Below are 21128 nucleotides of genomic sequence, written 5' to 3' on the forward strand. Positions count from 1 at the left end.
TGGGTCACCAGGTGTGCCCCGTGTCCTCCTCGCCGGTCTCCGTGGTTCCCTTCATGCCCTTGCGGCCGGTCCGGTCCGTCGGTCCCGTCCGGCCCTTGCCGGTGGGTCCGGTGGGCGGGTGCACGCCGTCGTCGAACTCCAGCTGCTCCCGGCGGACCTCGGTCGACACCTCCTGCTGCTCGGTGACCCGGTCGGTCTCCAGCCGGACCCGCTCGTAGGGCCGTGTCTCCTTGCGGATCACGGGCTCCTCGCGGTGCAGCGTGATGTCGTACTCGCCGTCCTCCAGATTGATGGGGGCGCCACGGCTGCGGCGGGCCTCCTCGTCGGAGATCGGCTCGCGGGTGAGGTGGACCTCTTCGTGGCTGACCGGCACGGTCCGGCTCACGTTCTCGGTCACCACGTGCTTCCGCAGATGCGCGTGGCCGCTCTCGTGCTCCTCGACGCCGAACTCGGCGCGCTCCTCCGAGAGCGTCATCTCGGGGTTCTGTTCCTTACGGGAACGCCGGTCCTCGTCCGTCGGACCGCCGCGCGACATGGCCATCTGCCCGGCGCCCGCGCCGGCCAGCGGCCGATCGGCCTCGGGACGGGTCGGCTGCCCGGCCGTCCCGGCCGCACCGGCGGTGCCCATGCCGCCCGCGGCGGCTGCGGTACCCATACCTCCGGCCTGCCCCGTGCCCGTGTCGCGGCCCATGCCGCCCCGGCCCGATCGGGTCAGACCGTAGTGCCGGTACAGGCGCTCCTCCTCCGACGGTTCGAGGTGCCCATCGGCGTCCATCCGCGGAGCGTCCTTGATCTGGTCCTTGGTGTGCGGAACACGTATCGCGTCGTCCACCCGCGTGCAGCCGGCCAGCGGGACGAAGGTCTCCTTGGTGCCGAACAGCCCGGTGCGCACCGTGATCCACTCCGGCTCATTGGTGGCGTCGTCCCGGTAGACCTGCTGGACAGTGCCGACCTTCGCGCCGTCCGCATCGATCACGTTCAGCCCGGCCAGGTCATGAGGGGTGTCACCCAGAGGTGCATTCATGGCGTCTCTCCTTTCGCGCGCGCCTGCAGGAGAGGCACACGCCATTCCCATTGCGCACCCCATGGGGCCGCGCAGCGAGTCGGGAGCACACCGGCCGGGCTCCGGCTACCGGTCCGAACCGGCCCCGAAGCCGCTCGTGGGGGCGGAGCACGGCACCGTCCGGTGCGGCGCCCCACCCCCCGGTACTACTCCATTCGGGTGACGGCCGGGCTCAGGGTCAGCTCCAGCCGCCGTACGGGACGGTGAGCAGCTCCATGTAGTGGCCGTCCGGGTCCGGGAAGTACACGCCGCGGCCGCCGTCGTTGGTGTTGATCTCGCCGGGGCGGGTGCGGTGCGGGTCGGCCCAGTACTGCAGGCCCAGCTCCTTGATCCGGTCGAAGCTGCGGTCGAACTCGTCCTCGCCGATCAGGAATGCGTAGTGCTGCGGGGTGATCTCGCCGTCGTCCTGCGCGAAGTCGAGGGTGACACCGTTGTCCATCACCACAGGAAGGAAGGGCCCGAACTCGGGCTGCACCTGCAGCCCGAGGATGTCCGCGAGGAACTCCGCCGACCGCTTGCGGTCGCTTGCGTGCACGATGGTGTGGTTCAGCTGAACTGCCATGACATACCTCCCGTTTGATGCCTCGATGGTAGGAGGGGGCGGGGGGCGGGGCGTATCGTTCGTAGGTCTTACGTCGGGGGGCGGGGGCCGGCCTCTTCCCCGATCCCTGGCAGGGCCCCTCCCTCTCCCCAACCAGCGGGCTCTCCGTGGCAAAGACCCCCTCCCCCGCCTCCACCACACGCCCCCGAAGGTAGCGCCCCCCACCATCACGGCGGGCGCCCTGTGGATAACCCCCATGCACGCAAAAGGGCCCGGACGACACCGTCGTCCGGGCCCTTCCACGCGTCGTACGGCTCAGGCTCAGTCCGTAAGGTTCACCGTACGCGCCGAGGTAGCGCCGATCTCCTCAGCGATCTCCGTGAGCACCGGAGCCGCGATCGTGTCGTCGACGGTCAGCGCGACCAGCGCCTCGCCGCCCACGTCGGCGCGGGAGACCTGCATGCCGGCGATGTTGATGCCGGCCTCGCCCAGGATGCGGCCGAGCGTGCCGACGACGCCGGGGCGGTCGCTGTAGCGCAGGAAGGCCATGTGGTCGGCGAGCGCCAGGTCGATGCTGTGGTCGTTGACGGCCACGATCTTCTGCTGGTTCTTGTGGCCGGCCAGCGTGCCGGAGACCGAGATCTCCTCGCCGCCGGACAGAGTGCCGCGCACGGTCACCACGTTCCGGTGCTCGGGCGACTCGCTGCTGGTGGTCAGCCGTACCTCGACGCCGCGCTCCTGCGCGAACAGCGGGGCGTTGACGTACGAGACGGTCTCGTCGACGACGTCCTCGAAGACGCCCTTGAGCGCGGAGAGCTCCAGCACCTTCACGTCGTGCTGGGTGATCTCGCCGTACACCTCGACGTCGAGGCGGACCGCGACCTCGCCCGCGAGCGCGGTGAAGATCCGGCCGAGCTTCTCGGCGAGCGGCAGGCCGGGCTTCACGTCCTCGGCGATCACGCCGCCCTGGACGTTGACCGCGTCCGGGACCAGCTCGCCGGCGAGCGCCAGGCGCACCGAGCGGGCCACCGCGATACCGGCCTTCTCCTGCGCCTCACCGGTCGAGGCGCCCAGGTGCGGGGTGCACACGACCTGGTCGAACTCGAAGAGCGGGGAGTCGGTGCAGGGCTCGGACGCGTAGACGTCCAGGCCGGCGCCGGCGACCCGGCCCTCCTTGAGGGCGGCGGCGAGGGCGGGCTCGTCCACGATGCCGCCGCGGGCGGCGTTGACGATCCGGACGGACGGCTTGACCTTGTGCAGCGCCTCGTCGCCGATCAGGCCGACGGTCTCCGGGGTCTTGGGCAGGTGGACGGTGATGAAGTCCGAGACCTGGAGCAGCTCGTCCAGGGACAGCAGCTTGACGCCCATCTGGGCGGCGCGCGCGGGCTGGACGTACGGGTCGTACGCGACGACCTTCATGCCGAAGGCAGACATCCGCTGGGCGACCAGGACGCCGATGCGGCCGAGGCCGACGACGCCGAGGGTCTTCTCGGCCAGCTCGACGCCGGTGTACTTGCTGCGCTTCCACTCGCCGTTCTTCAGGGCGGTGTTCGCCTGCGGGATGTTCCGCGCGGTGGCGACCAGCAGGCCGCAGGCCAGCTCGGCGGCGGTGACGATGTTGGAGGTCGGCGCGTTCACGACCATCACGCCGGCCTTGGTGGCGGCGGAGACGTCGACGTTGTCCAGGCCCACGCCCGCACGGGCGACGACCTTGAGCTTCTTCGCGGCGGCGATGGCCTCGGCATCGACCTTGGTCGCCGAGCGCACGAGGATCGCGTCGACGTCGGCGATGGCGGGGATCAGCTCGGCGCGGTCCGCGCCGTTGCAGCTCCGGATCTCGAAGTCCGGTCCGAGCGCGTCGACGGTCGCGGGCGACAGCTCTTCGGCGATCAGTACGACGGGTTTGGCGGAGGCAGTGCTCACGTGGTCTTCAGTCCTCACTAAATCCTTCGCGGACGGCCGTCCCGACGGCCGAAGGCGGTGAAGGGGGCAGCCGCGTGGAAGACGCACGACGTTGTGAGCCTGACGCGCTTGTGGTCAGCAGTGTAGTGGCGTTTCAGGGCTCCTCCTTCGCCGGAGCGGAAGGATCACCCGTGCGTGGTTCTACGCAGTGGACAAGGCGGCGGCACAAGGGGCCGTGCCGATGCGGCACGGCCCCTCGCGCAGGAGGCTTACGCCTCCTCGTCCACCCAGCTCATCAGGCCACGCAGCTTCTTGCCGGTGGTCTCCAGGAGGTGGTCGGCGTCGGCCTTCTTGTACTCGTTGTACTTCGGCAGACCGTCTGCGTACTCCTTCATCCAGGTGTTGGCGAAGGTGCCGTCCTGGATCTCGGCGAGGACCTTCTTCATCTCGGCCTTGGTGGCGTCGGTGACGATCCGCGGGCCGGTGACGTAGTCGCCCCACTCGGCGGTCTCGGAGATCGACCAGCGCATCTTCTCCAGGCCGCCCTCGTACATGAGGTCCACGATCAGCTTCAGCTCGTGGAGGCACTCGAAGTACGCGATCTCCGGCTGGTAACCGGCCTCGACCAGGGTCTCGAAACCGGCCTTGACCAGGGCGGCGGTGCCGCCGCAGAGCACGGCCTGCTCGCCGAACAGGTCGGTCTCGGTCTCCTCGGTGAAGGTCGTCTTGATGACGCCCGCACGGGTGCCGCCGATGCCCTTGGCGTAGGACAGGGCCAGCGCGAAGGCGTTGCCGGAGGCGTCCTGCTCGACGGCGGCGATGCAGGGCACGCCGCGGCCTTCCTCGTACTGGCGGCGGACCAGGTGGCCCGGGCCCTTCGGGGCGACCATGCAGACGTCGACGTTGGACGGCGGCTTGATGAAGCCGTAGCGGATGTTCAGGCCGTGGCCGAAGAACAGGGCGTCGCCGTCCTTGAGGTTGTCCTTGACGGACTCCTCGTAGACCTTGGCCTGGATCGGGTCCGGCACCAGGATCATGATGACGTCGGCCTCGGCCGCCGCCTCGGAGGGGCTCACCACGCGCAGGCCCTGCTCCTCGGCCTTCGCCTTGGACTTGGAGCCCTCGTGCAGGCCGACGCGCACGTCGACGCCCGAGTCGCGCAGCGACAGCGCGTGGGCGTGGCCCTGGCTGCCGTAGCCGAGAACCGCGACCTTACGGCCCTGGATGATGGACAGGTCGGCGTCGTCGTCGTAGAACAGCTCGGCCACTTCGGGTATCTCCTTGGTACTAGCTGGTGCCCACAGACTATGCCGGGGCGGAAGGGTGAAAGCTCAGGGTCTCGCCATACGGGCAGCGGCCGCGGGCGAGGGGGTGCGTTCCGGCCGCGGCGGGTTCCCACGGCCGGAGTACGCGGATCAGGCCGAACGGTCCAGGGCGCGCAGCGAGCGGTCCGTGATGGACCGGGAGCCGCGCCCTATGGCGATCGTGCCGGACTGGACCAGCTCCTTGATGCCGAACGGCTCCAGCATCTTGAGCATGGCTTCCAGCTTGTCGGCGCCGCCGGTGGCTTCGATGGTGACGGCCTCCGGCGAGACGTCCACGGTCTTGGCGCGGAACAGCTGGACGATCTCGACGATCTGGGAACGCGTCTCGTTGTCCGCGCGGACCTTCACCAGGACCAGTTCGCGGTGGATGGCCGAGGACGGCTCCAGCTCGACGATCTTCAGGACGTTGACCAGCTTGTTCAGCTGCTTGGTGACCTGCTCCAGCGGGAGCGATTCGACATTCACGACAATGGTGATGCGTGAGATGTCGGGGTGCTCCGTGACACCGACGGCGAGTGAGTCGATGTTGAAGCCGCGGCGGGAGAACAGCGCGGCGATCCTGGCCAGGATACCCGGCGTGTTCTCCACCAGGACGGAGAGCGTGTGCTTGGTCATGTGCTCGGTCTCTTCTCTTCTGTCCTGGCCGGTCAGTCGTCTTCGTTGTCGCCGAAGTCGGGGCGCACCCCGCGGGCCGCCATGACCTCGTCGTTGGAGGTGCCGGCCGCGACCATCGGCCAGACCATGGCGTCCTCGTGGACGATGAAGTCGACGACGACCGGGCGGTCGTTGATGGCGTTGGCCTTGGCGATCACGGCGTCCAGCTCGGCCGGGTCCTCGCAGCGCATCGCGACGCAGCCCATGGCCTCGGAGAGCTTCACGAAGTCCGGGCAGCGGGTGCCGGTGTTCGGGGCGGGCTCGTCGTCCGGGCCGCGGTGCAGCACGGTGTTGCTGTACCGCTGGTTGTAGAACAGCGTCTGCCACTGGCGGACCATGCCCAGCGCGCCGTTGTTGATGATGGCGACCTTGATGGGGATGTTGTTCATCGCGCAGGTGACCAGCTCCTGGTTGGTCATCTGGAAGCAGCCGTCGCCGTCGATGGCCCACACCGGGCGGTCCGGCTGCCCGGCCTTGGCGCCCATGGCGGCCGGGACCGCGTACCCCATCGTTCCGGCGCCGCCGGAGTTCAGCCAGGTGGCGGGCTTCTCGTAGTCGATGAAGTGGGCGGCCCACATCTGGTGCTGGCCGACGCCCGCCGCGTAGATCGTGTCCTCCGGCGCGAGCTGGCCGATGCGCTGGATGACCTGCTGCGGGGAGAGGCTGCCGTCCTCGGGCAGGTCGTACCCGAGCGGGTAGTTCTCGCGCCAGCGGTTGAGGTCGTTCCACCAGGCGGCGTAGTCGCCGGTGCGGCCGGCCTCGTGCTCGGCCTGGACGGCCACGATCAGGTCGGCGATGACCTCGCGGGCGTCACCGACGATCGGCACGTCGGCCATCCGGTTCTTGCCGATCTCGGCGGGGTCGATGTCCGCGTGCACGATCTTGGCGTACGGAGCGAAGCTGTCCAGCTTGCCGGTGACGCGGTCGTCGAAGCGGGCGCCCAGCGCGACGATCAGGTCGGCCTTCTGCAGCGAGGTGACCGCGGCCACGGAGCCGTGCATGCCGGGCATGCCGAGGTGCTGCGGGTGGGTGTCGGGGAAGGAGCCCAGCGCCATCAGGGTGGTGGTGACGGGGGCGCCGGTCAGCTCGGCGAGGACCTTCAGCTCGGCGGTCGCGCCGGCCTTCATGACGCCGCCGCCGACGTAGAGCACCGGACGCTTGGCCTCGGTGATCATCTTGGCGGCCTCGCGGATCTGCTTGGCGTGCGGCTTGGTGACCGGGCGGTAGCCGGGCAGGTCGGTCTGCGGCGGCCAGGAGAACGTGGTCTTGGCCTGCATGGCGTCCTTGGCGATGTCCACCAGGACGGGGCCCGGACGGCCGGTCGAGGCGATGTGGAACGCCTCGGCGATCGTCTTCGGGATGTCGGCCGGGTCGGTCACCAGGAAGTTGTGCTTGGTGATCGGCATGGTGATGCCGCAGATGTCCGCCTCCTGGAAGGCGTCCGTGCCGATCGAGGCGGAGGCGACCTGGCCGGTGATCGCGACGAGCGGGACGGAGTCCATGTGCGCGTCGGCGATGGGGGTGACCAGGTTCGTGGCGCCGGGACCCGAGGTGGCGATGCAGACGCCGACCTTGCCGGTGGCCTGCGCGTAACCGGTGGCCGCGTGGCCCGCGCCCTGCTCGTGGCGGACCAGGATGTGGCGGACCTTCTGGGAGTCCATCATCGGGTCGTACGCCGGGAGGATCGCACCGCCGGGAAGGCCGAATACGGTGTCGGCCCCGACCTCCTCGAGAGAACGAATGAGGGACTGCGCGCCCGTGACGTGCTCGACGGTGGCGGACTGCTGCGGTCCGCCGGTACGGGCCCGCGGCTGCGGATGGTGGGCCCCGGTGGCCTGCTCGGTCATCTGCGTCTCTTCTCGGAGGTGAGGGTTTTGATGTGATTTGGCGGTGCTGGTGCAACAAAAAACCCCTCGTGCCGTCAGGCAAGCGAGGGGAGCGCGTCGGTGCGGTGCGCCGGGCTACTGCATGGCCCGGCTTCAGCCGACGCGCTTTCCAAGTACGAGAATTCGGGTGCGCATGGCTCTGACCTTCCCCCCGGCGCACCTGGAGTGTCAAGTGGGTGGGACGGGGGTCTCACTATTTGAGCGCAACGGGGGATGGCTGATCGCGTCGGGTCCGGCCGGCACTTCCCCGGCGCCGAGCCGTCGTGGCAGCTCTCCCAGCCGCGCGCCGCCGCCCGGCTCCCGGGCGGCGGACGCCCGCCGCGCGGCCGGCACGGTGCTGCTCAGCACCATCTCACGCCCCTCGGGCAGCAGCCCGGGAAGCGGATACGCGCCGATACCGAGGGCCCGGCGCAGCCGGTGCTCGTCCAGCGGTCCGGAGAACGCCATGCCCTGACCGTGCGTGCAGCCCATCGCGCGCAGCGCGCTGACCTGCTCGGGCCGGTCCACGCCGTCGGCCACGGACTGCAGCCCGAGGTCGCCGGCGATGCGCAGCAGCCCCGCGGTGATCTTGTGCAGCCGGGCGGACTCCACGACGCCGTCGACCAGGCCGCGGTCCAGCCGCAGTACGTCGATGGGCAGCCGGCGCAGCGCGCTGATCGCGGCGTATCCGCTGCCGAAGCCGTCGAGCGCGATCCGTACGCCGAGCCGCCGCAGGGCCGCGAGGCGGCGCTCCAGCTCGTCCAGCGGGACCCTCGGGTCGCTGTCGGACAGCTCCAGCAGCAGCGACCCGGACGGCAGGCCGTGCCGCGCGAGTAACGTCTCGATGGACCGGGGCGGGAGCTTGCGGTCCAGCAGCCGCCGGGCGGAGAGCCGGACGGCGACGCAGACCGCGTGGCCCGCGTGGTGCCGCCGCGCCGCCTGCTCGACGGCCTCCTCCAGCTGCCAGCGCGCCAGCTCGGCGGTGCGCTCGCCGTCGTCGGCGACCGCCTGGCCGCGCTCGCCGACCCGCAGGAATTCGGCGGGGGTGAAGAGGATGCCCTGCGCGGAGCGCCAGCGGGCCTGGGCGGCGACCGCCGTGATCCGGCCACTGGCGAGCTCCACCACGGGCTGGTGGAGCAGCGCGAATTCGCCGTCGTGCAGTGCCGCGCGCAGCCTCGTGGCGATCTCGGAGCGGCGCACCACGTCGGCCTGCATCTGGGGTGCGTACAGCTCCACGCGGCCCTTGCCGGCCTGCTTGGCGCGGTACATCGCGAGGTCGGCGTTGCGCATCAGTCCTGCCGGAGTGACGCCGGGATCGGCGAAGGCCACGCCGATGCTGGCCGCGACCCGGACGTCCTGGCCGTCGATGCGGTACGGCTCGGAGAGCCTGATGCGCAGCCGGTCGGCGATCTCGTGGACGCGGAACTCCCGGCTCGTACGGTCGCGGCTGCCGTCGCCCATGATGAGCGCGGCGAATTCGTCGCCGCCCAGGCGCGCGGCGATGTCACCGGCCCGTACCGATTCGGCCAGCCTGCGGGCGGCCTGAATCAGCAGCTCGTCCCCGGCCTGGTGGCCGATGGTGTCGTTGACCTGTTTGAAGCCGTCCAGGTCGATGTAGAGCACGGCCGTGTCGTGGTCGGAGGAGCGGCGGCCGCTGACGGCCTGGCTGACCCGCTCGGTGAACAGCGCACGGTTGGGCAGGTCGGTGAGCGCGTCGTGCGAGGCGTTGTGCTGGAGCTGGGCCTGCAGGCGCACCCGTTCGGTGACGTCGCGGGAGTTGAAGATCAGGCCGCCTTCGTGGCGGTTGACCGTGGACTCGACATTCAGCCATTCCTCGCCGCCGGGGCGGCCGCCGCCGGCCCGGAAGCGGCACTCGATGCGGGTGGTGGGCTCCGCCTCGGGATCGGCGGCCAGGAAGCGTCGTACTTCGTGCACCACGCGGCCGAGGTCCTCGGGGTGGATCAGGGAGGCCAGCTCGGAGCCGACCAGGTCCTCGGCGTCGCGGCCGTAGACGCCGGAGGCGGCGGGGCTGACGTAGCGCAGTATGCCGGTCGGTGCGGCGATCATGATGACGTCGCTGGAGCCCTGCACCAGGGACCGGAAGTGGTTCTCCTTCTGGGCCAGTTCCCGGGTGAGGGTGATGTTGTCCACGAGCATGATCCCCTGGCGGACGACCAGGGCGAGCACGACCGTGCAGCCGGTGAAGAGCACGACGTGGTCGATGCGGCGGCCGTCCAGGACGTTGAGCAGGATGCCCAGGGTGCAGACGGCGGCGGCCAGATACGGGGTCAGCGCGGCCAGCGACCCGGCGATCGGGCGGCTGCCGGGGGGCACGGCCGCGCGCCGGGTGGCGCGCGTGAAGGCGTCCCCCGCGGTGTCCGTGCCGGAGCGCGCGGCGACCCACGGGGCGTACGCCAGCAGCATGGAGCCGGCGAACCAGCCGGCGTCGAGGATCTGCCCGGAGCGGTAGTGCTCGCGCAGCAGCGGCGAGGTGAACAGCGCGTCGCACAGCACGGTCAGCGCGAGCGCCGCGATGGCGGTGTTGATCGCCGAGCGGTGCGCCGAGGAGCGCTTGAAGTGCAGCGCGAGGACCATGCTCACCAGGACGATGTCCAGGAGCGGGTACGCGAGTGACAGGGCGCCCTGGGCGACCGTCTGGCCCTGGAAGTGGGCGTTGTGCGCGAGCGCCAGGCTCCAGGAGAGCGTGAGCAGCGAGCCGCCGATCAGCCAGGCGTCCAGCGCCAGGCAGACCCATCCGGCCCGGGTCACCGGCCGCTTGGCGAGCACCAGCAGGCCCACGATGGCGGGCGGCGCGAAGAGCAGGAAGCAGAAGTCGGCGACCGAGGGGCTGGGCACGGGGGCTTCGAGGACGACCTCGTACCATCCCCAGATGCCGTTGCCGAGGCCCGCCATCGCCGAGGAGGCCGCGAACAGCAGCCAGGCGGGTCGAAAGCGGCTGTGGTGCCTGCGGGCGTACAGCACGCAGGAGACCGCGGCGGCCAGGGCGGCCGCGCTGAGCCCGAAGTCACCCATGATCAGGGCCAGTTTCTGCGAGCCCCAGCCGAACGCGGCGCCCGTGGCGTAACCGCCGCAGACGACGGCGAGCAGGATCTGGGGCAGGCTGCTCGCGGGTCGCGGCCGGGCCGGCGGGGCGAGCACCGCGCCGGAGGCGGTCACCGGGCTCTCCCCTGCCCGGCCCACCGGCGTGGTCGTGGCGGGCACGGCCCGCGCTGCGTCCGTATCGCGGTGGGTACGCGCGGAACGCGCGTGTGCTCAGCGGTCCTCGTCTCGGTGGTGCATCGGCCGTACATCGCCCGTCGCCCCCCTCGGTTCCGGTCGTTCGCTGCGCGCCGCCACGTCCCGGCGCGGGCCCCGTTCGGGACGATACACCAGTTCCGTCACACAGGGACATAGTTGCTCTACGGAGCGTGACTGGCAGGCGAGTTGACCGCACGGGACGCAGTCGTACGACTCCGTAGAGCTACGCGCACCCGTCAGCCGGCGGTGGTAATGACGTTGTTCAACGGCTCGCCGGCCGCGAAGAGCCGCAGTTGATCACGGAGAAGCCGCTTCGCACGGGGCAGGAATGCAGTACTGGGGCCACCGACGTGCGGAGTGATGAGCACGCCGGGAGCGTGCCACAGGGGGTGTGTGGCAGGCAGCGGTTCCGGATCGGTTACATCGAGTGCTGCCCGGAGCCGTCCCGACTCCAGTTCGGCGAGCAGTGCCTTGGTGTCGACGACTCCCCCGCGCGCGATGTTGACGAGCAGTGCGCCGTCCTTCATGCGGGCCAGGAAATCGGCTCCGACCAGGCCACGAGTGTCGTCGGTGAGCGGCGTCGCCATGATCACGACGTCGGCGTCGGGCAACAGGGCGGGCAGCTCCGTGAGTGGAAGCACGGGACCGCGCACGGTGTCACGAGCGGTGCGCGCAATGCGCGCCACCCGCGCACACTCAAAAGGCGTGAGCCGGTCCTCGATGGCACTTCCGATCGAACCGTAACCCACAATGAGTACGGACTTGTCCGCCAGCGAGTCACGGAAAGCCGGCCGCCACTCCCCCGCGTCCTGGGACCGGACGAATGCGGGGATGTCGCGGAGCGCGGCGAGAATGAGCGTGAGGGTGAGCTCGGCGGTGCTCGCGTCGTGCAGTCCGCGCGCGTTGCACAGCTGGGCACCGGCGGGCAGCTGAGGCACGGCGGGCAGCATGTGCTCGATGCCGGCGGTGAGGGTCTGTACGACGCGTACGTTCGCCATCTCCGGGAGCGGCTGCAGGATGCGGTCGACGGGCTTCATGTACGGGACGGCGTAGAAGGCGCAGCGGGCGGGGTCCGCGGGGTATTCGGGGCCGGCGTCCCAGTGGACGTAGGAGAGGTCCTCGGGGAGCCCGTCGATCTCGGCGGCGGGGATCGGGAGCCAGACGTCGGTGGCGCGAGTGGTGTCTGCGGAAGCCATGGCCCGAGGCTATGCGAAGAGTGCCCGTCATCAGACGTTAGTTTGGTCAGCGCCCTTGACCGGGGCGAGGGGACGGAGGCACGACCAGGTGGAGCGCAGGACAATCGGCGCGGCGGCGCTCGAAGTGGGCGCTATCGGGCTCGGCTGCATGCCGATGAACTGGGGGTACACCGCGTCGCAGCAGAACGGGGAGGGCTCGGTACGCACCGTGCACGCCGCGCTCGACCGGGGCTGCACCCTGCTGGACACCGCCGACATGTACGGACCGTTCACCAACGAACTGGTACTGGGCCGGGCCCTGAAGCAGCGCCGGGACGAGGCGTTCCTCTCGACCAAGGTCGGACTGCTGGTCGGCGACCAGCACATCGTCGCCAACGGCCGCCCCGGGTACGTGAAGCGGGCCTGCGACGCCTCGCTGCGCCGGCTGCAGACCGACCACATCGACCTGTACCAGCTGCACCGCTCCGACCCCGAAGTGCCCATCGAGGAGACCTGGGGGGCGATGGCGGAGCTGGTGGCGGCCGGGAAGGTACGCGCGCTGGGGTATTGCGCCGTGGGCGCGCGGGCTCCCCGGCGCCGCGGCGCCCGTACGCACGACCTCACGCTGCACCAACTGGAGCGCATCCAGCAGGTGTTCCCGGTCAGCAGCGTGGAGGCGGAGCTGTCGGTGTGGTCGCCGGACGCGCTGGAGGCGCTGCTGCCGTGGTGCGAGACGCGCGGCGTGGGCTTCCTCGCGGCGATGCCGCTGGGCAACGGCTATCTCACCGGCACGCTGACGCCGGGCCAGGGCTTCGAGCCGGAGGACCTGCGGGCCCGGCATCCGCGCTTCACGGCGGAGATGATGGCCGCCAACCAGCCGGTCGTGGCGGGGCTGCGCCGGGTGGGCGCGCGGCACGGCGTGACACCGGGCCAGATCGCACTGGCGTGGGTACTGGCCCAGGGCCGCCACGTCGTCCCGATACCGGGCACGAAAAAGGAACGCTGGGCCACCCAGAACGCCAAGGCCGCCACCGTACGCCTGACCCACCAGGACCTCGCCGAAATCGCCTCACTGCCGCCGGCACGGGGGTCTTGGGACTGAGGCGAGGCGGGGAATGTGGGACTGAGGCGCTGCGCCTACGGGGGCGAATCGAACGGCCCTGGCCCCCTGACCGGGGGTTACCCAGGGGGCGGGTGCGGAAACGGCGGCGTGCGCACGGGGAGGTGCGCGTATACGGGGCGATTCGAACGCGTCTGGCCCCCCGACCGGGGGTTACCCGGGGGGGCTGGCGTGGAAACGGGCGGGCGTGGTGGGGTGGTGTGTGGTGTGCTGGTGAGCGCCGCCGATGAGAGGACGACTGCCGTGCCACGCCGTACCGCGACCGCCGTGCTGACCGCCGCCGCCCTGCTGCTCGCGGCGGGCTGTTCCTCGGGGGGCTCGTCGGGCGGACCTTCGGGGGGTGAGGGCGGTACGGGCGGGAAGTCCGCCGGGCCCTCGCGCGGCGCGAGCGCGTCGGGCGCGCCGCACGCCACCCCCTCCGCCGCCCCCGCCAAGGGCTCCGTGAAGGTGGTCGACACCCTCACCACCGGCCTGAAGTCCCCCTGGGGCGTGGCCGCGCTGCCCGGCGGCGACCTCCTCGTGGCGTCCCGGGACACCGGGACGATCACCAAGGTGGACGGCGAGAGCGGGAAGAAGACCGAGCTGGGTTCGGTGCCCGGCGTGGCCCCGGACGGCGAGGGCGGGCTGCTGGGCCTCGCGGTCTCCTCGACGTACGGCGCCGACCACCTCGTGTACGCGTACTTCACCACCGCGTCCGACAACCGCATCGTCCGCATGATCTACAACGACAAGCGCCCGGCCGGTGACCAACTGGGCGCGCCCGACACGGTGTTCAAGGGCATCCCCAAGGGCCATGTCCACAACGGCGGGCGGATCGCCTTCGGCCCGGACAAGATGCTGTACGCCGGTACGGGCGAGACCGGCGACGGCGAACAGGCGCAGGACAAGGACTCCCCGGGCGGCAAGATCCTGCGGATGACGCCGGACGGCGAGCCGGTGCACGGCAATCCCTCGGCCGACTCCGTCGTCTATTCGTACGGCCACCGCAACGTCCAGGGGCTGGCCTGGGACGCCGACAAGCGGCTGTGGGCGTCGGAATTCGGCCAGAACACCTGGGACGAACTGAATCTGATCCGGCCCGGCGAGAACTACGGCTGGCCGGAGGCCGAGGGAAGGAGCGGCGGGGACTCCTCGTCCGTACGGCCGGTCGAGCAGTGGCGTACGGCGGAGGCCTCGCCCAGCGGGATCACGTACGCCAAGGGGTCGATCTGGATGGCCGGGCTGCGCGGCGAGCGGCTGTGGCGGATCCCGTTGCGGGGCACGGAGCCGGTCGCGAAGCCGCAGGCCTTCCTGGAGGGGAAGTACGGGCGGCTGCGGACGGTCGTGCCGACCGGGGACGGCGGGCTGTGGCTGGTCACCAGCGAGACGGACAAGCGGGGCACGCCGGAGAAGGGCGACGACCGGATTCTGCGACTGAAGGTCACATGAAGACCTGCTGCGCCCGGCGGGCCTGACGGGACCGCCGGCCTGACGGGACCGCCGGCCTCAGACACAGGCTTTCAGGCCGACTCCACCTCCGGGAACAGTCGCAGGCGGTGTGCCAGTGCGCCCGCCTCGCCGCGTCCTGAGACGCCGAGCTTGGCCAGGATGTTGGAGACGTGCACGCTCGCGGTCTTCGGTGAGATGAAGAGCGCGTCGGCTATCTGGCGGTTGCTGCGGCCCACCGCGACCAGTCGCAGCACGTCCTGCTCGCGCGGCGTGAGCCCCAGCGAGTCGGCCGTCGCGTCGGGAGTCGTCACGGGTGTCGTCTCGGGTGTCGTGTCGGCCGTTGATTCGGCGGTGTCCGCCGCCCGGTCCCCTGCCGGCGCGGCGAGCGCGGGCGCGGACGGTGCGGGCAAGGGCGAGTGACCGCCGGATCTTCGTCCCTCCGGCAGCGTGAGCCGGGCCCGCAGGGCGAGCCGGTCGATCTCCAGGGTCAGCGGGTCCGCGCCCATCCACCGCGCCGCCGCCCGCGCCTCGGCGAGCAGCACCGTGGCCGCCTCGCGCTGCTCGCGGGCCGCCGGGCCGCAGGTCAGCAGCGCCTCCGCCCAGCGGTGGCACGCCCAGGCCAGCTCGTACGGCCGCTCGACGCGGCGGAGCGCGGCGACCGCCTCGGCCCAGCGCTCCGGCGCCGGCCGCCCCTCGGCCCGGCACAGCTCGGCCTCGGTCAGCCGGCCGTACGCCTCCCACACCGGGACCGGGCGGGGCAGCGTCCGCACCACCGCCGCCAGCCGGGCGAGCAGCTCCTCGCGCCCCTCGGCCGCGGCGGGCAGTCCGCGGGCGTCCGCCTCGGCGGCGGCGGCCCGCCACAGCAGCGGCCAGCCGAAGCTGTACGTGTCGAGCGGGAACCCGGCCGTCAGTAACGGCTCCAGGACCTCCCGGGCCGCCGCCGCGCCCTCCCGGTGGACGGCTATCTCGTACGCGAAGCGGGTCATGGGGATCGTGTACTGCGGTTGGTTCTCGTAGCTGCCGAAGTCGCGGCGGGCCACGGCCAGTTCTTCCGCCGCCGTGTCGAAGTCGCCGCGGAGCAGGGCCAGGTCGGCGTGGCGGGAGGCGGCCAGCGCGAGGGTGCGGCTGCCCAGGGCGAGGCGCCTGCAGTCGGCGGCGGCCGCCGCGGACTCCTCCCAGCGGCCGAGCGACATCAGGCTCTCGGCGAGATTGCCGTACACCCAGCTGCGGGAGTCCTTCAGGCCGAAGTGCTCGGTCATGGCGAGCCCGCGCTCGGTCGCGGCCACCGCCTCCGCCGAGCGGCCCACCGACTCCAGGTGCGAGGGGAGGTTGGCGAAGCCGCGCGCGACGACGGCCGAATAGCCGCGCTCCAGGGCGCGGTCCAGCGCCGCGCGGAGGCCCGCCAGGCCGCCGTCCACGTCACCGGAGGAGACCTGGAGGCCGTACAGCGTGAGGCGGGCGTTCAGCTCGACCTCCTCCTCGCCGACCAGGCAGGCGAGCTCCACGGCCCGCTCGGCGGCGGTGAAGGAGTCGGGGCCCGGGGCGTGCAGCGCGCCCCAGGCGGCGGCCTGCGCCAGCACCGCGGCGTGCACCGGCGACGGCGGCAGCCCGCGTACCAGCTCCTGGGCGCGGCCCAGGTCCTCCCAGCCGTCGCCGCGCCCCGTGCTCTGCGCCAGCCGGGAGCGCTGGGTGAGGAACCACGCCTCGCGCAGCGGGTCGTGCTCCCCCGCGAGCGCGCGCAGCGCCCGCTTGGTGACCGTGTACGCGCGCTCGCGGTCGCCGGAGAGCCGGGCGGCCACCGCGATCTCGGCCAGCAGGTCCAGATAGCGCAGCGCGTCGTCGTCGCAGCCGCTGGCCGGATACGCCTCGGCGCAGTCCACGGGGCGGACCGCGAGCCGGACGTCCTTGGGCACCTCGTCCCACAGCTCCAGCGCGCGGTCCAGCAGTCGCAGCTGCTCGGCGTACGCATGGCGGCGGCGGGCCGTGACCGAGGCGGTGAGCACGGCGGGCAGCGCCTTGGCGGCGTCCCTGGCGTGGTACCAGTAACTCGCCAGGCGGGCTGCGCAGGCCTCGGCGCGCACCAGGCCGGGGTCGGCCTCCAGCGCTTCTGCGTATCGGCGGTTGAGGCGGGTGCGTTCCCCGGGGAGCAGGTCGTCCTGGACGGCCTCGCGGACCAGCGCGTGGCGGAAGCGGTAGCCCGTGCCGTCGCTGGTGGGGACGAGGGTGTTGCTGCCGACGGCGACCCGCAGGGCCTCGATGAGGTCGTCCTCCGGCAGGTCCGCGACGGCCGCGAGGAGGTCGTGCTCGACGGTGGAGCCGCCCTCGGCGGCCATCCGGATCACCCGTTGCGTGTGCTCCGGCAGCGCCTCGACGCGCACGAGGAGGAGGTCGCGGAGCGAGTCGCTGAGGCCGGGGAGCGTGCCGTCGTGAATGCTGCAGGCCAGCTCCTCGACGAAGAAGGCATTGCCCTCGGAGCGCTCGAAGACCCGCTTGACCAGGGCTTCTTCGGGCTCGCTGCCGGTGATCCCGGCCATCTGGGAGCGGACCTCGTCGCGGGTGAAGCGGGCCAGCTCGGCGCGCCGGACCGTGCGCATCCGGTCGACCTCGGCGAGGAAGGGGCGCAGTGGGTGGCGGCGGTGGATGTCGTCGGAGCGGTACGTCGCGACCAGCAGGACGCCGGCGTCGTGGAGGGTGTGCAGCAGATAGCCGATCAGCTCGCGGGTGGAGCGGTCGGCCCAGTGCAGGTCCTCGACGATGATGACGAGGGTGCGGCCGCGGGCGAGCCGCTCCAGCAGCCGGGCGGTCAGCTCGAAGAGGCGGGCGCGGCCGTGCTCGTCGTCGCGCGACTCGCCCGGGGCCTCGCCGAGCTCGGGCAGGATGCGGGCCAGCTCGCCCTCCTGGCCCCCGACGGCGGCGGCCAGCTCCTCGGGCAGGCGGGAGTGCAGCGTGCGCAGGATCGCGGAGAACGGGGCGAAGGGCAGGCCCTCGGAGCCGATCTCGATGCAGCCGCCGAGGGCGACGAGCGCGCCGGCGGCCCGGGCGGCCGCGGCGAACTCCTCGATGAGCCGGGTCTTGCCCACGCCCGCCTCGCCGCCGATGAGCAGCGCCTGCGGCTCGCCGGCGGCCGTGGTGCGCGCGAGCGCGTCGCCCAGCAGGCTCAACTCGCTGCTGCGGCCGACGAATACGCGACTGACGGACCTGGTCTCCACGTCGCAGAGCATCGCACAGGGGTCTGACAATCCGGCACCGAGTTTTGCGGTCGCGGGCCCGCCTCCGCGGGTCGTCACTGCCCGACTCCGTACGCGGTCACCGGCCCGGCTCCATGAGGCACTCCGTCCTTACGCCTCCGCCCGGCGGCGCGCCCGTACCCCCCGGCTCCACCTGCTCACCCGCCCTTCGGGCGCGTTGTCGGCGGACCGGGCGGCGCGGCGTCCCTCGGCGGCCTCGCGGGCCAGCCGGTCGCGGTCGGCCTCCCGGCGGAGCTCCTCGTGGCGGACCCGGTGCTGAACCTCGTAGTAGTGCATCGCGTCTCCTGGGACGGCCGCGGGAAGGGGTCCCACGGCGGCTGACGGTATGTCGTCAGCCTGGCCGCCTCAGGGGGTGCGCCACATCGGGCAACTTCCCGATCTTCATGGCCGGAGGGGCCTTAGATCCGCTGCCGTGTCTCACGCTGCGGTCTAAGGCCCCTCCTGTGGGCCGTCATGCGGGCTCTCCTCAGGAGCCGCCGGCGCTGAGCTTCGGGGCGGAGGCGAACAGGTCGAGGTACATGCCGCCGGCGATCACCAGGCCGAGTACGGCGAGGGCGAAGCCGCCCCAGGCGACGGCCCGGGTCCAGGCGGCCTGCGGGCGGCGGAGCAGGACGACGCCGGTGACCACGAGGGCCAGCAGGGCGAAGATCCCGTTGACGAGGGCCGTGGTGTGCCAGGGGGTGGTGTAGACGGCGGCGATCTGGTCCTGGGTCTTGCCGGTCTGGAGCTTGATCTGGCCGAGGACGGTCTGCCGCTCGGCGAGGACCGTGCCGGCCCAGGTGCCGGTCAGGGAGGCGAGGCCGAGCGCGGCACCGGCGACGGCGCCGGCTCCCGCCGCGATGCCGCGGCGCGCGGGCGCGGTCCGCTCGGCGGCGGGCACGTCCTGCTCCTCCGAGGCGTCCGCCGCCGCATCCTCCGGCGCCGTGTCCACCGCCTTCGTGTCCTCCGGCGCCGTGTCCGCCGCCTTCGTTTCCGCCGCCGTGTCCTCGGTGACCGCGTCGGTCTTCTCGGTGTCGTTCTTGGTCGTCGTGGTACCCATGGGCGCGACCGTAGGTGCCGCGTCTGAGAGTCGTATGAGAGAGCGGGCCAATACCGGATGACGGCTGGAAGAACGCCGTCCGGACGGCGGGGTCAGCTCCCTACGAGGGTTTTCTCCGCTGCCTCCCGGGGCGCGGGGACGAGGGCCTCCGGAGCGGTGTCCTCGTACTCCTCCTCGTGCTCCTTCTCGTACTCCTCCGGCGGCTCGATGCTGAGGCGCGGCAGGCGCCGCTCCAGCCAGTCCGGCAGCCACCAGTTCGCGCCGCCCAGCATGTGCATCAGGGCCGGTACGAGGAGTGTGCGCAGTACGAAGGCGTCCAGGGCGACGGCGGCGGCCAGCCCGATGCCGAACATCGCGATCGTCCGGTCGCCGCTGAGCACGAAGGCGGAGAACACCGCGATCATGATGACCGCCGCGGAGTTGATCACCCGGCCGGTCTCGGCGAGTCCGACCCGTACGGACCTGCGGTTGTCGTGGGTGCGCCGCCACTCCTCGTACATCCGGCTGACCAGGAAGACCTGGTAGTCCATGGAGAGGCCGAAGAGCACGGAGACCATGATCACCGGCAGGAAGGGCTCGATCGGGCCGCCGCTGCCCAGGCCCAGCAGCTCGCTGCCCCAGCCCCACTGGAAGACGGCGGTGACGACTCCGAAGGCGGAGGCGACCGCGGCGACGTTCATGAGCGCGGCCTTGAGCGGGATGCCGAGCGAGCGGAAGGCCAGCAGGAGCAGCACGGACCCGCAGGAGATGACCACGCCCACGAAGAGCGGCAGCTTGCCGACGATCACGTCGGCGAAGTCGTCGTAGCCGGCGGTGACGCCACCGACATCGACGTGCAGCGTGGAGGCGTCGGCGGCCTCGGGCAGCACGTCGGTGCGCAGCCGTTCGACCAGGTCGGAGGTGTCCTTGGACTGCGGTGAGCTGTCCGGGACGACCGTGATCACGCCGGTGCTGCCGCTGCCGTCGAATTCCGGCCCGCTGACCTGCGCCACTCCGGGCGTGTTCCGCAGCTGGTCCGGGAGGCCGTCGAAGGCGAGCTTGTCGTCGGCGCCGTCCAGGTCGCCGACCAGGGTGAGCGGCCCGTTGAAGCCGGGGCCGAAGCCGTCGGCCAGCATGTCGTACGCCTGCCGGGTGGTCGAGGAGCGCGGGTCGGTGCCCTGGTCAGAGGTGCCCAGGTGCAGGCCGAAGGCGGGCAGCGCGAGGACCAGCATGACGGCGGCGGCGAGGCCGCCGAGCAGCTTGGGGTGGCGCTCGACGAAGTGGGACCAGCGGACCGCGAAGCCGGTGGGGTGCTCGGCCCGCGGGCCGTCGGCGGCGAGCCGGCCGCGTTCACGGCGCCCCAGTACGCGCGTCCCGATCAGGCCCAGGAGCGCGGGCAGCAGCGTGACGGAGGCGGCCACGGTGAGCACGACGGTCAGCGAGGCGGCGAGCGCGACGCCGTTCAGGAAGGACAGCCGCAGGACGAGCATGCCGAGCAGGGCGATGCACACGGTCGCCCCGGCGAAGACCACGGCCCGTCCCGAGACGGCCACCGCCTTCTCCGCGGCCTCGGCGACGCTCATCCCCGCCCGCAGGTTCTTGCGGTGCCGGGTGACGATGAACAGTGCGTAGTCGATGCCCACGCCGAGTCCGATGAGCATGCCGAGCATGGGGGCGAAGTCCGCGACGGTCATGACGTGGCCGAGGAGGCCGATGCCGGCGGACGCGGTGCCGACCGCGACGACCGCGGTGATGATCGGCAGCAGGGTCGCGGCCAGCGACCCGAAGACGAGGAAGAGCACGACGGCGGCCGCCGCCAGGCCGAGACCCTCGGCGAGGTGGCTCTGCGGCGCTTCGGTGAGGCCGGCGCCGGCGCCGCCGAGCGCGACGCTCAGGCCGTCCCCGGATGCGTCCTGTGCGGTGTCCACTACGGCCTGTACCTGCTTGGGGTCCAGGTCGTCGGCGGGCTTGTCGAAGACCACCGTGGCGTAGGCGGTGTGCCCGTCCTGGCTGATGCGCTTCTGCGCGTCACCGGCCGGGGCGGCCTCGGCCTTCGTGCCGGCCGGGCCGTCGGGGCCCTCCACCGAGGCGACGCCGGGCAGCTCGGCGATCTTGTCCAGGGCGGGGTCGATCCGGTCCCGTACCGCGTCCGCGCGGACGGTTCCGGAGTCGGTGTGCCAGACGAGGGTGTCGTTGTCCCCGGACTGTCCCGGGAAGGCCTCCGCCATCCGTTCCGCGGCGCGCCCGGACTCCGTACCGGGGACGTCGTATTTGTTCGAGTACGAGGAACCCAGCGCACCGGCTGCTGCCACGACGCCCGCGAGGACGGCGAGCCACAGCACGATGACCAGGGAGCGGCGCTTCAGGCACCACCGGGCAAGAGGGGTCATAAGGGCCTTTGTCTGCTTCCCGGGGGTTTGCGCGCCGAACTCCGGGGTGACCGGTACAGCCGAGCGCGGGACGGGCGGGGAGGGTGGCGCGGGTCCGTCGCCTGCCGACGAAGGGGCGGCGGACCCGCGTCACACGAGAGT

14 protein-coding genes are annotated in these 21128 nt (G+C 71.9%); 2 read left to right on the forward strand and 12 right to left on the reverse strand.

Translation table 11 applies throughout. The annotated features are described in order from the left end of the window. Positions 1 to 4: 4 nt before the first annotated feature. From AB0I82_RS16270 to AB0I82_RS16305, 8 genes are all read right to left on the reverse strand, one after another. Positions 5 to 1024: a PRC and DUF2382 domain-containing protein gene (locus AB0I82_RS16270; RefSeq protein WP_363257903.1), complete on the reverse strand. Its 1020-nt coding sequence runs from the start codon at positions 1022 to 1024 to the stop codon at positions 5 to 7. A 217-nt stretch (positions 1025 to 1241) separates the two neighbouring features. Continuing rightward, the gene (locus tag AB0I82_RS16275) at positions 1242 to 1625 is read right to left on the reverse strand and encodes a VOC family protein (protein WP_363257905.1); all 384 of its coding nucleotides are present in this window, start codon (positions 1623 to 1625) and stop codon (positions 1242 to 1244) included. Between the two features lie 300 nt (positions 1626 to 1925). After that, positions 1926 to 3527, reverse strand: coding sequence for a phosphoglycerate dehydrogenase (serA, locus tag AB0I82_RS16280; RefSeq protein WP_363257907.1), 1602 nt, complete (start codon positions 3525 to 3527; stop codon positions 1926 to 1928). Between the two features lie 248 nt (positions 3528 to 3775). Continuing rightward, complete coding sequence (gene ilvC / locus AB0I82_RS16285; RefSeq protein WP_363257908.1) at positions 3776 to 4774, reverse strand: ketol-acid reductoisomerase; 999 nt, start codon at positions 4772 to 4774, stop codon at positions 3776 to 3778. A 147-nt stretch (positions 4775 to 4921) separates the two neighbouring features. Then, the gene (gene ilvN, locus AB0I82_RS16290; protein ID WP_223732398.1) at positions 4922 to 5446 is read right to left on the reverse strand and encodes an acetolactate synthase small subunit; all 525 of its coding nucleotides are present in this window, start codon (positions 5444 to 5446) and stop codon (positions 4922 to 4924) included. Between the two features lie 32 nt (positions 5447 to 5478). Next, positions 5479 to 7332: an acetolactate synthase large subunit gene (locus AB0I82_RS16295; RefSeq protein ID WP_363257909.1), complete on the reverse strand. Its 1854-nt coding sequence runs from the start codon at positions 7330 to 7332 to the stop codon at positions 5479 to 5481. A gap of 207 nt (positions 7333 to 7539) precedes the next feature. Beyond that, positions 7540 to 10527: an EAL domain-containing protein gene (locus AB0I82_RS16300; RefSeq protein WP_363257910.1), complete on the reverse strand. Its 2988-nt coding sequence runs from the start codon at positions 10525 to 10527 to the stop codon at positions 7540 to 7542. A 317-nt stretch (positions 10528 to 10844) separates the two neighbouring features. Then, the gene (locus AB0I82_RS16305) at positions 10845 to 11804 is read right to left on the reverse strand and encodes a 2-hydroxyacid dehydrogenase (RefSeq protein WP_363257911.1); all 960 of its coding nucleotides are present in this window, start codon (positions 11802 to 11804) and stop codon (positions 10845 to 10847) included. Between the two features lie 88 nt (positions 11805 to 11892). Here AB0I82_RS16305 and AB0I82_RS16310 point away from each other — a divergent pair, with 88 nt between their 5' ends. Further along, positions 11893 to 12885: an aldo/keto reductase gene (locus AB0I82_RS16310; protein ID WP_363257912.1), complete on the forward strand. Its 993-nt coding sequence runs from the start codon at positions 11893 to 11895 to the stop codon at positions 12883 to 12885. Positions 12886 to 13146: 261 nt separating this feature from the next. Continuing rightward, positions 13147 to 14331, forward strand: a complete 1185-nt coding sequence (locus tag AB0I82_RS16315) for a PQQ-dependent sugar dehydrogenase (RefSeq protein WP_363257913.1) — start codon at positions 13147 to 13149, stop codon at positions 14329 to 14331. 71 nt (positions 14332 to 14402) lie between these two features. On the opposite strand, the gene AB0I82_RS16320 is transcribed toward AB0I82_RS16315, so the two are convergent. From AB0I82_RS16320 to AB0I82_RS16335, 4 genes are all read right to left on the reverse strand, one after another. Beyond that, positions 14403 to 17552 (reverse strand): AAA family ATPase, encoded by a 3150-nt coding sequence (locus tag AB0I82_RS16320; protein ID WP_363257914.1) that lies wholly within the window; start codon positions 17550 to 17552, stop codon positions 14403 to 14405. Positions 17553 to 17669: 117 nt separating this feature from the next. Further along, positions 17670 to 17891: a hypothetical protein gene (locus tag AB0I82_RS16325; RefSeq protein ID WP_363257915.1), complete on the reverse strand. Its 222-nt coding sequence runs from the start codon at positions 17889 to 17891 to the stop codon at positions 17670 to 17672. A gap of 154 nt (positions 17892 to 18045) precedes the next feature. After that, positions 18046 to 18618 carry a hypothetical protein gene (locus AB0I82_RS16330; protein WP_363257916.1) on the reverse strand — a complete coding sequence of 191 codons (573 nt, stop codon included), beginning with the start codon at positions 18616 to 18618 and terminating at the stop codon, positions 18046 to 18048. 92 nt (positions 18619 to 18710) lie between these two features. Further along, complete coding sequence (locus AB0I82_RS16335; protein ID WP_363257917.1) at positions 18711 to 20987, reverse strand: MMPL family transporter; 2277 nt, start codon at positions 20985 to 20987, stop codon at positions 18711 to 18713. Positions 20988 to 21128: the final 141 nt, after the last annotated feature.

Source organism: Streptomyces sp. NPDC050315 (assembly GCF_040655775.1).
GTDB lineage: Bacteria > Actinomycetota > Actinomycetes > Streptomycetales > Streptomycetaceae > Streptomyces.

Excerpts from the sequence above, each read along its gene's own strand:
- AB0I82_RS16270 (WP_363257903.1), bottom strand. The coding sequence starts at position 1,024 with ATGAATGCACCTCTGGGTGACACCCCTCATGACCTGGCCGGGCTGAAC.
- AB0I82_RS16275 (WP_363257905.1), bottom strand. The coding sequence starts at position 1,625 with ATGGCAGTTCAGCTGAACCACACCATCGTGCACGCAAGCGACCGCAAG.
- ilvN (WP_223732398.1), bottom strand. The coding sequence starts at position 5,446 with ATGACCAAGCACACGCTCTCCGTCCTGGTGGAGAACACGCCGGGTATC.
- AB0I82_RS16295 (WP_363257909.1), bottom strand. The coding sequence starts at position 7,332 with ATGACCGAGCAGGCCACCGGGGCCCACCATCCGCAGCCGCGGGCCCGT.
- AB0I82_RS16305 (WP_363257911.1), bottom strand. The coding sequence starts at position 11,804 with ATGGCTTCCGCAGACACCACTCGCGCCACCGACGTCTGGCTCCCGATC.
- AB0I82_RS16320 (WP_363257914.1), bottom strand. The coding sequence starts at position 17,552 with ATGCTCTGCGACGTGGAGACCAGGTCCGTCAGTCGCGTATTCGTCGGC.
- AB0I82_RS16330 (WP_363257916.1), bottom strand. The coding sequence starts at position 18,618 with ATGGGTACCACGACGACCAAGAACGACACCGAGAAGACCGACGCGGTC.
- AB0I82_RS16335 (WP_363257917.1), bottom strand. The coding sequence starts at position 20,987 with ATGACCCCTCTTGCCCGGTGGTGCCTGAAGCGCCGCTCCCTGGTCATC.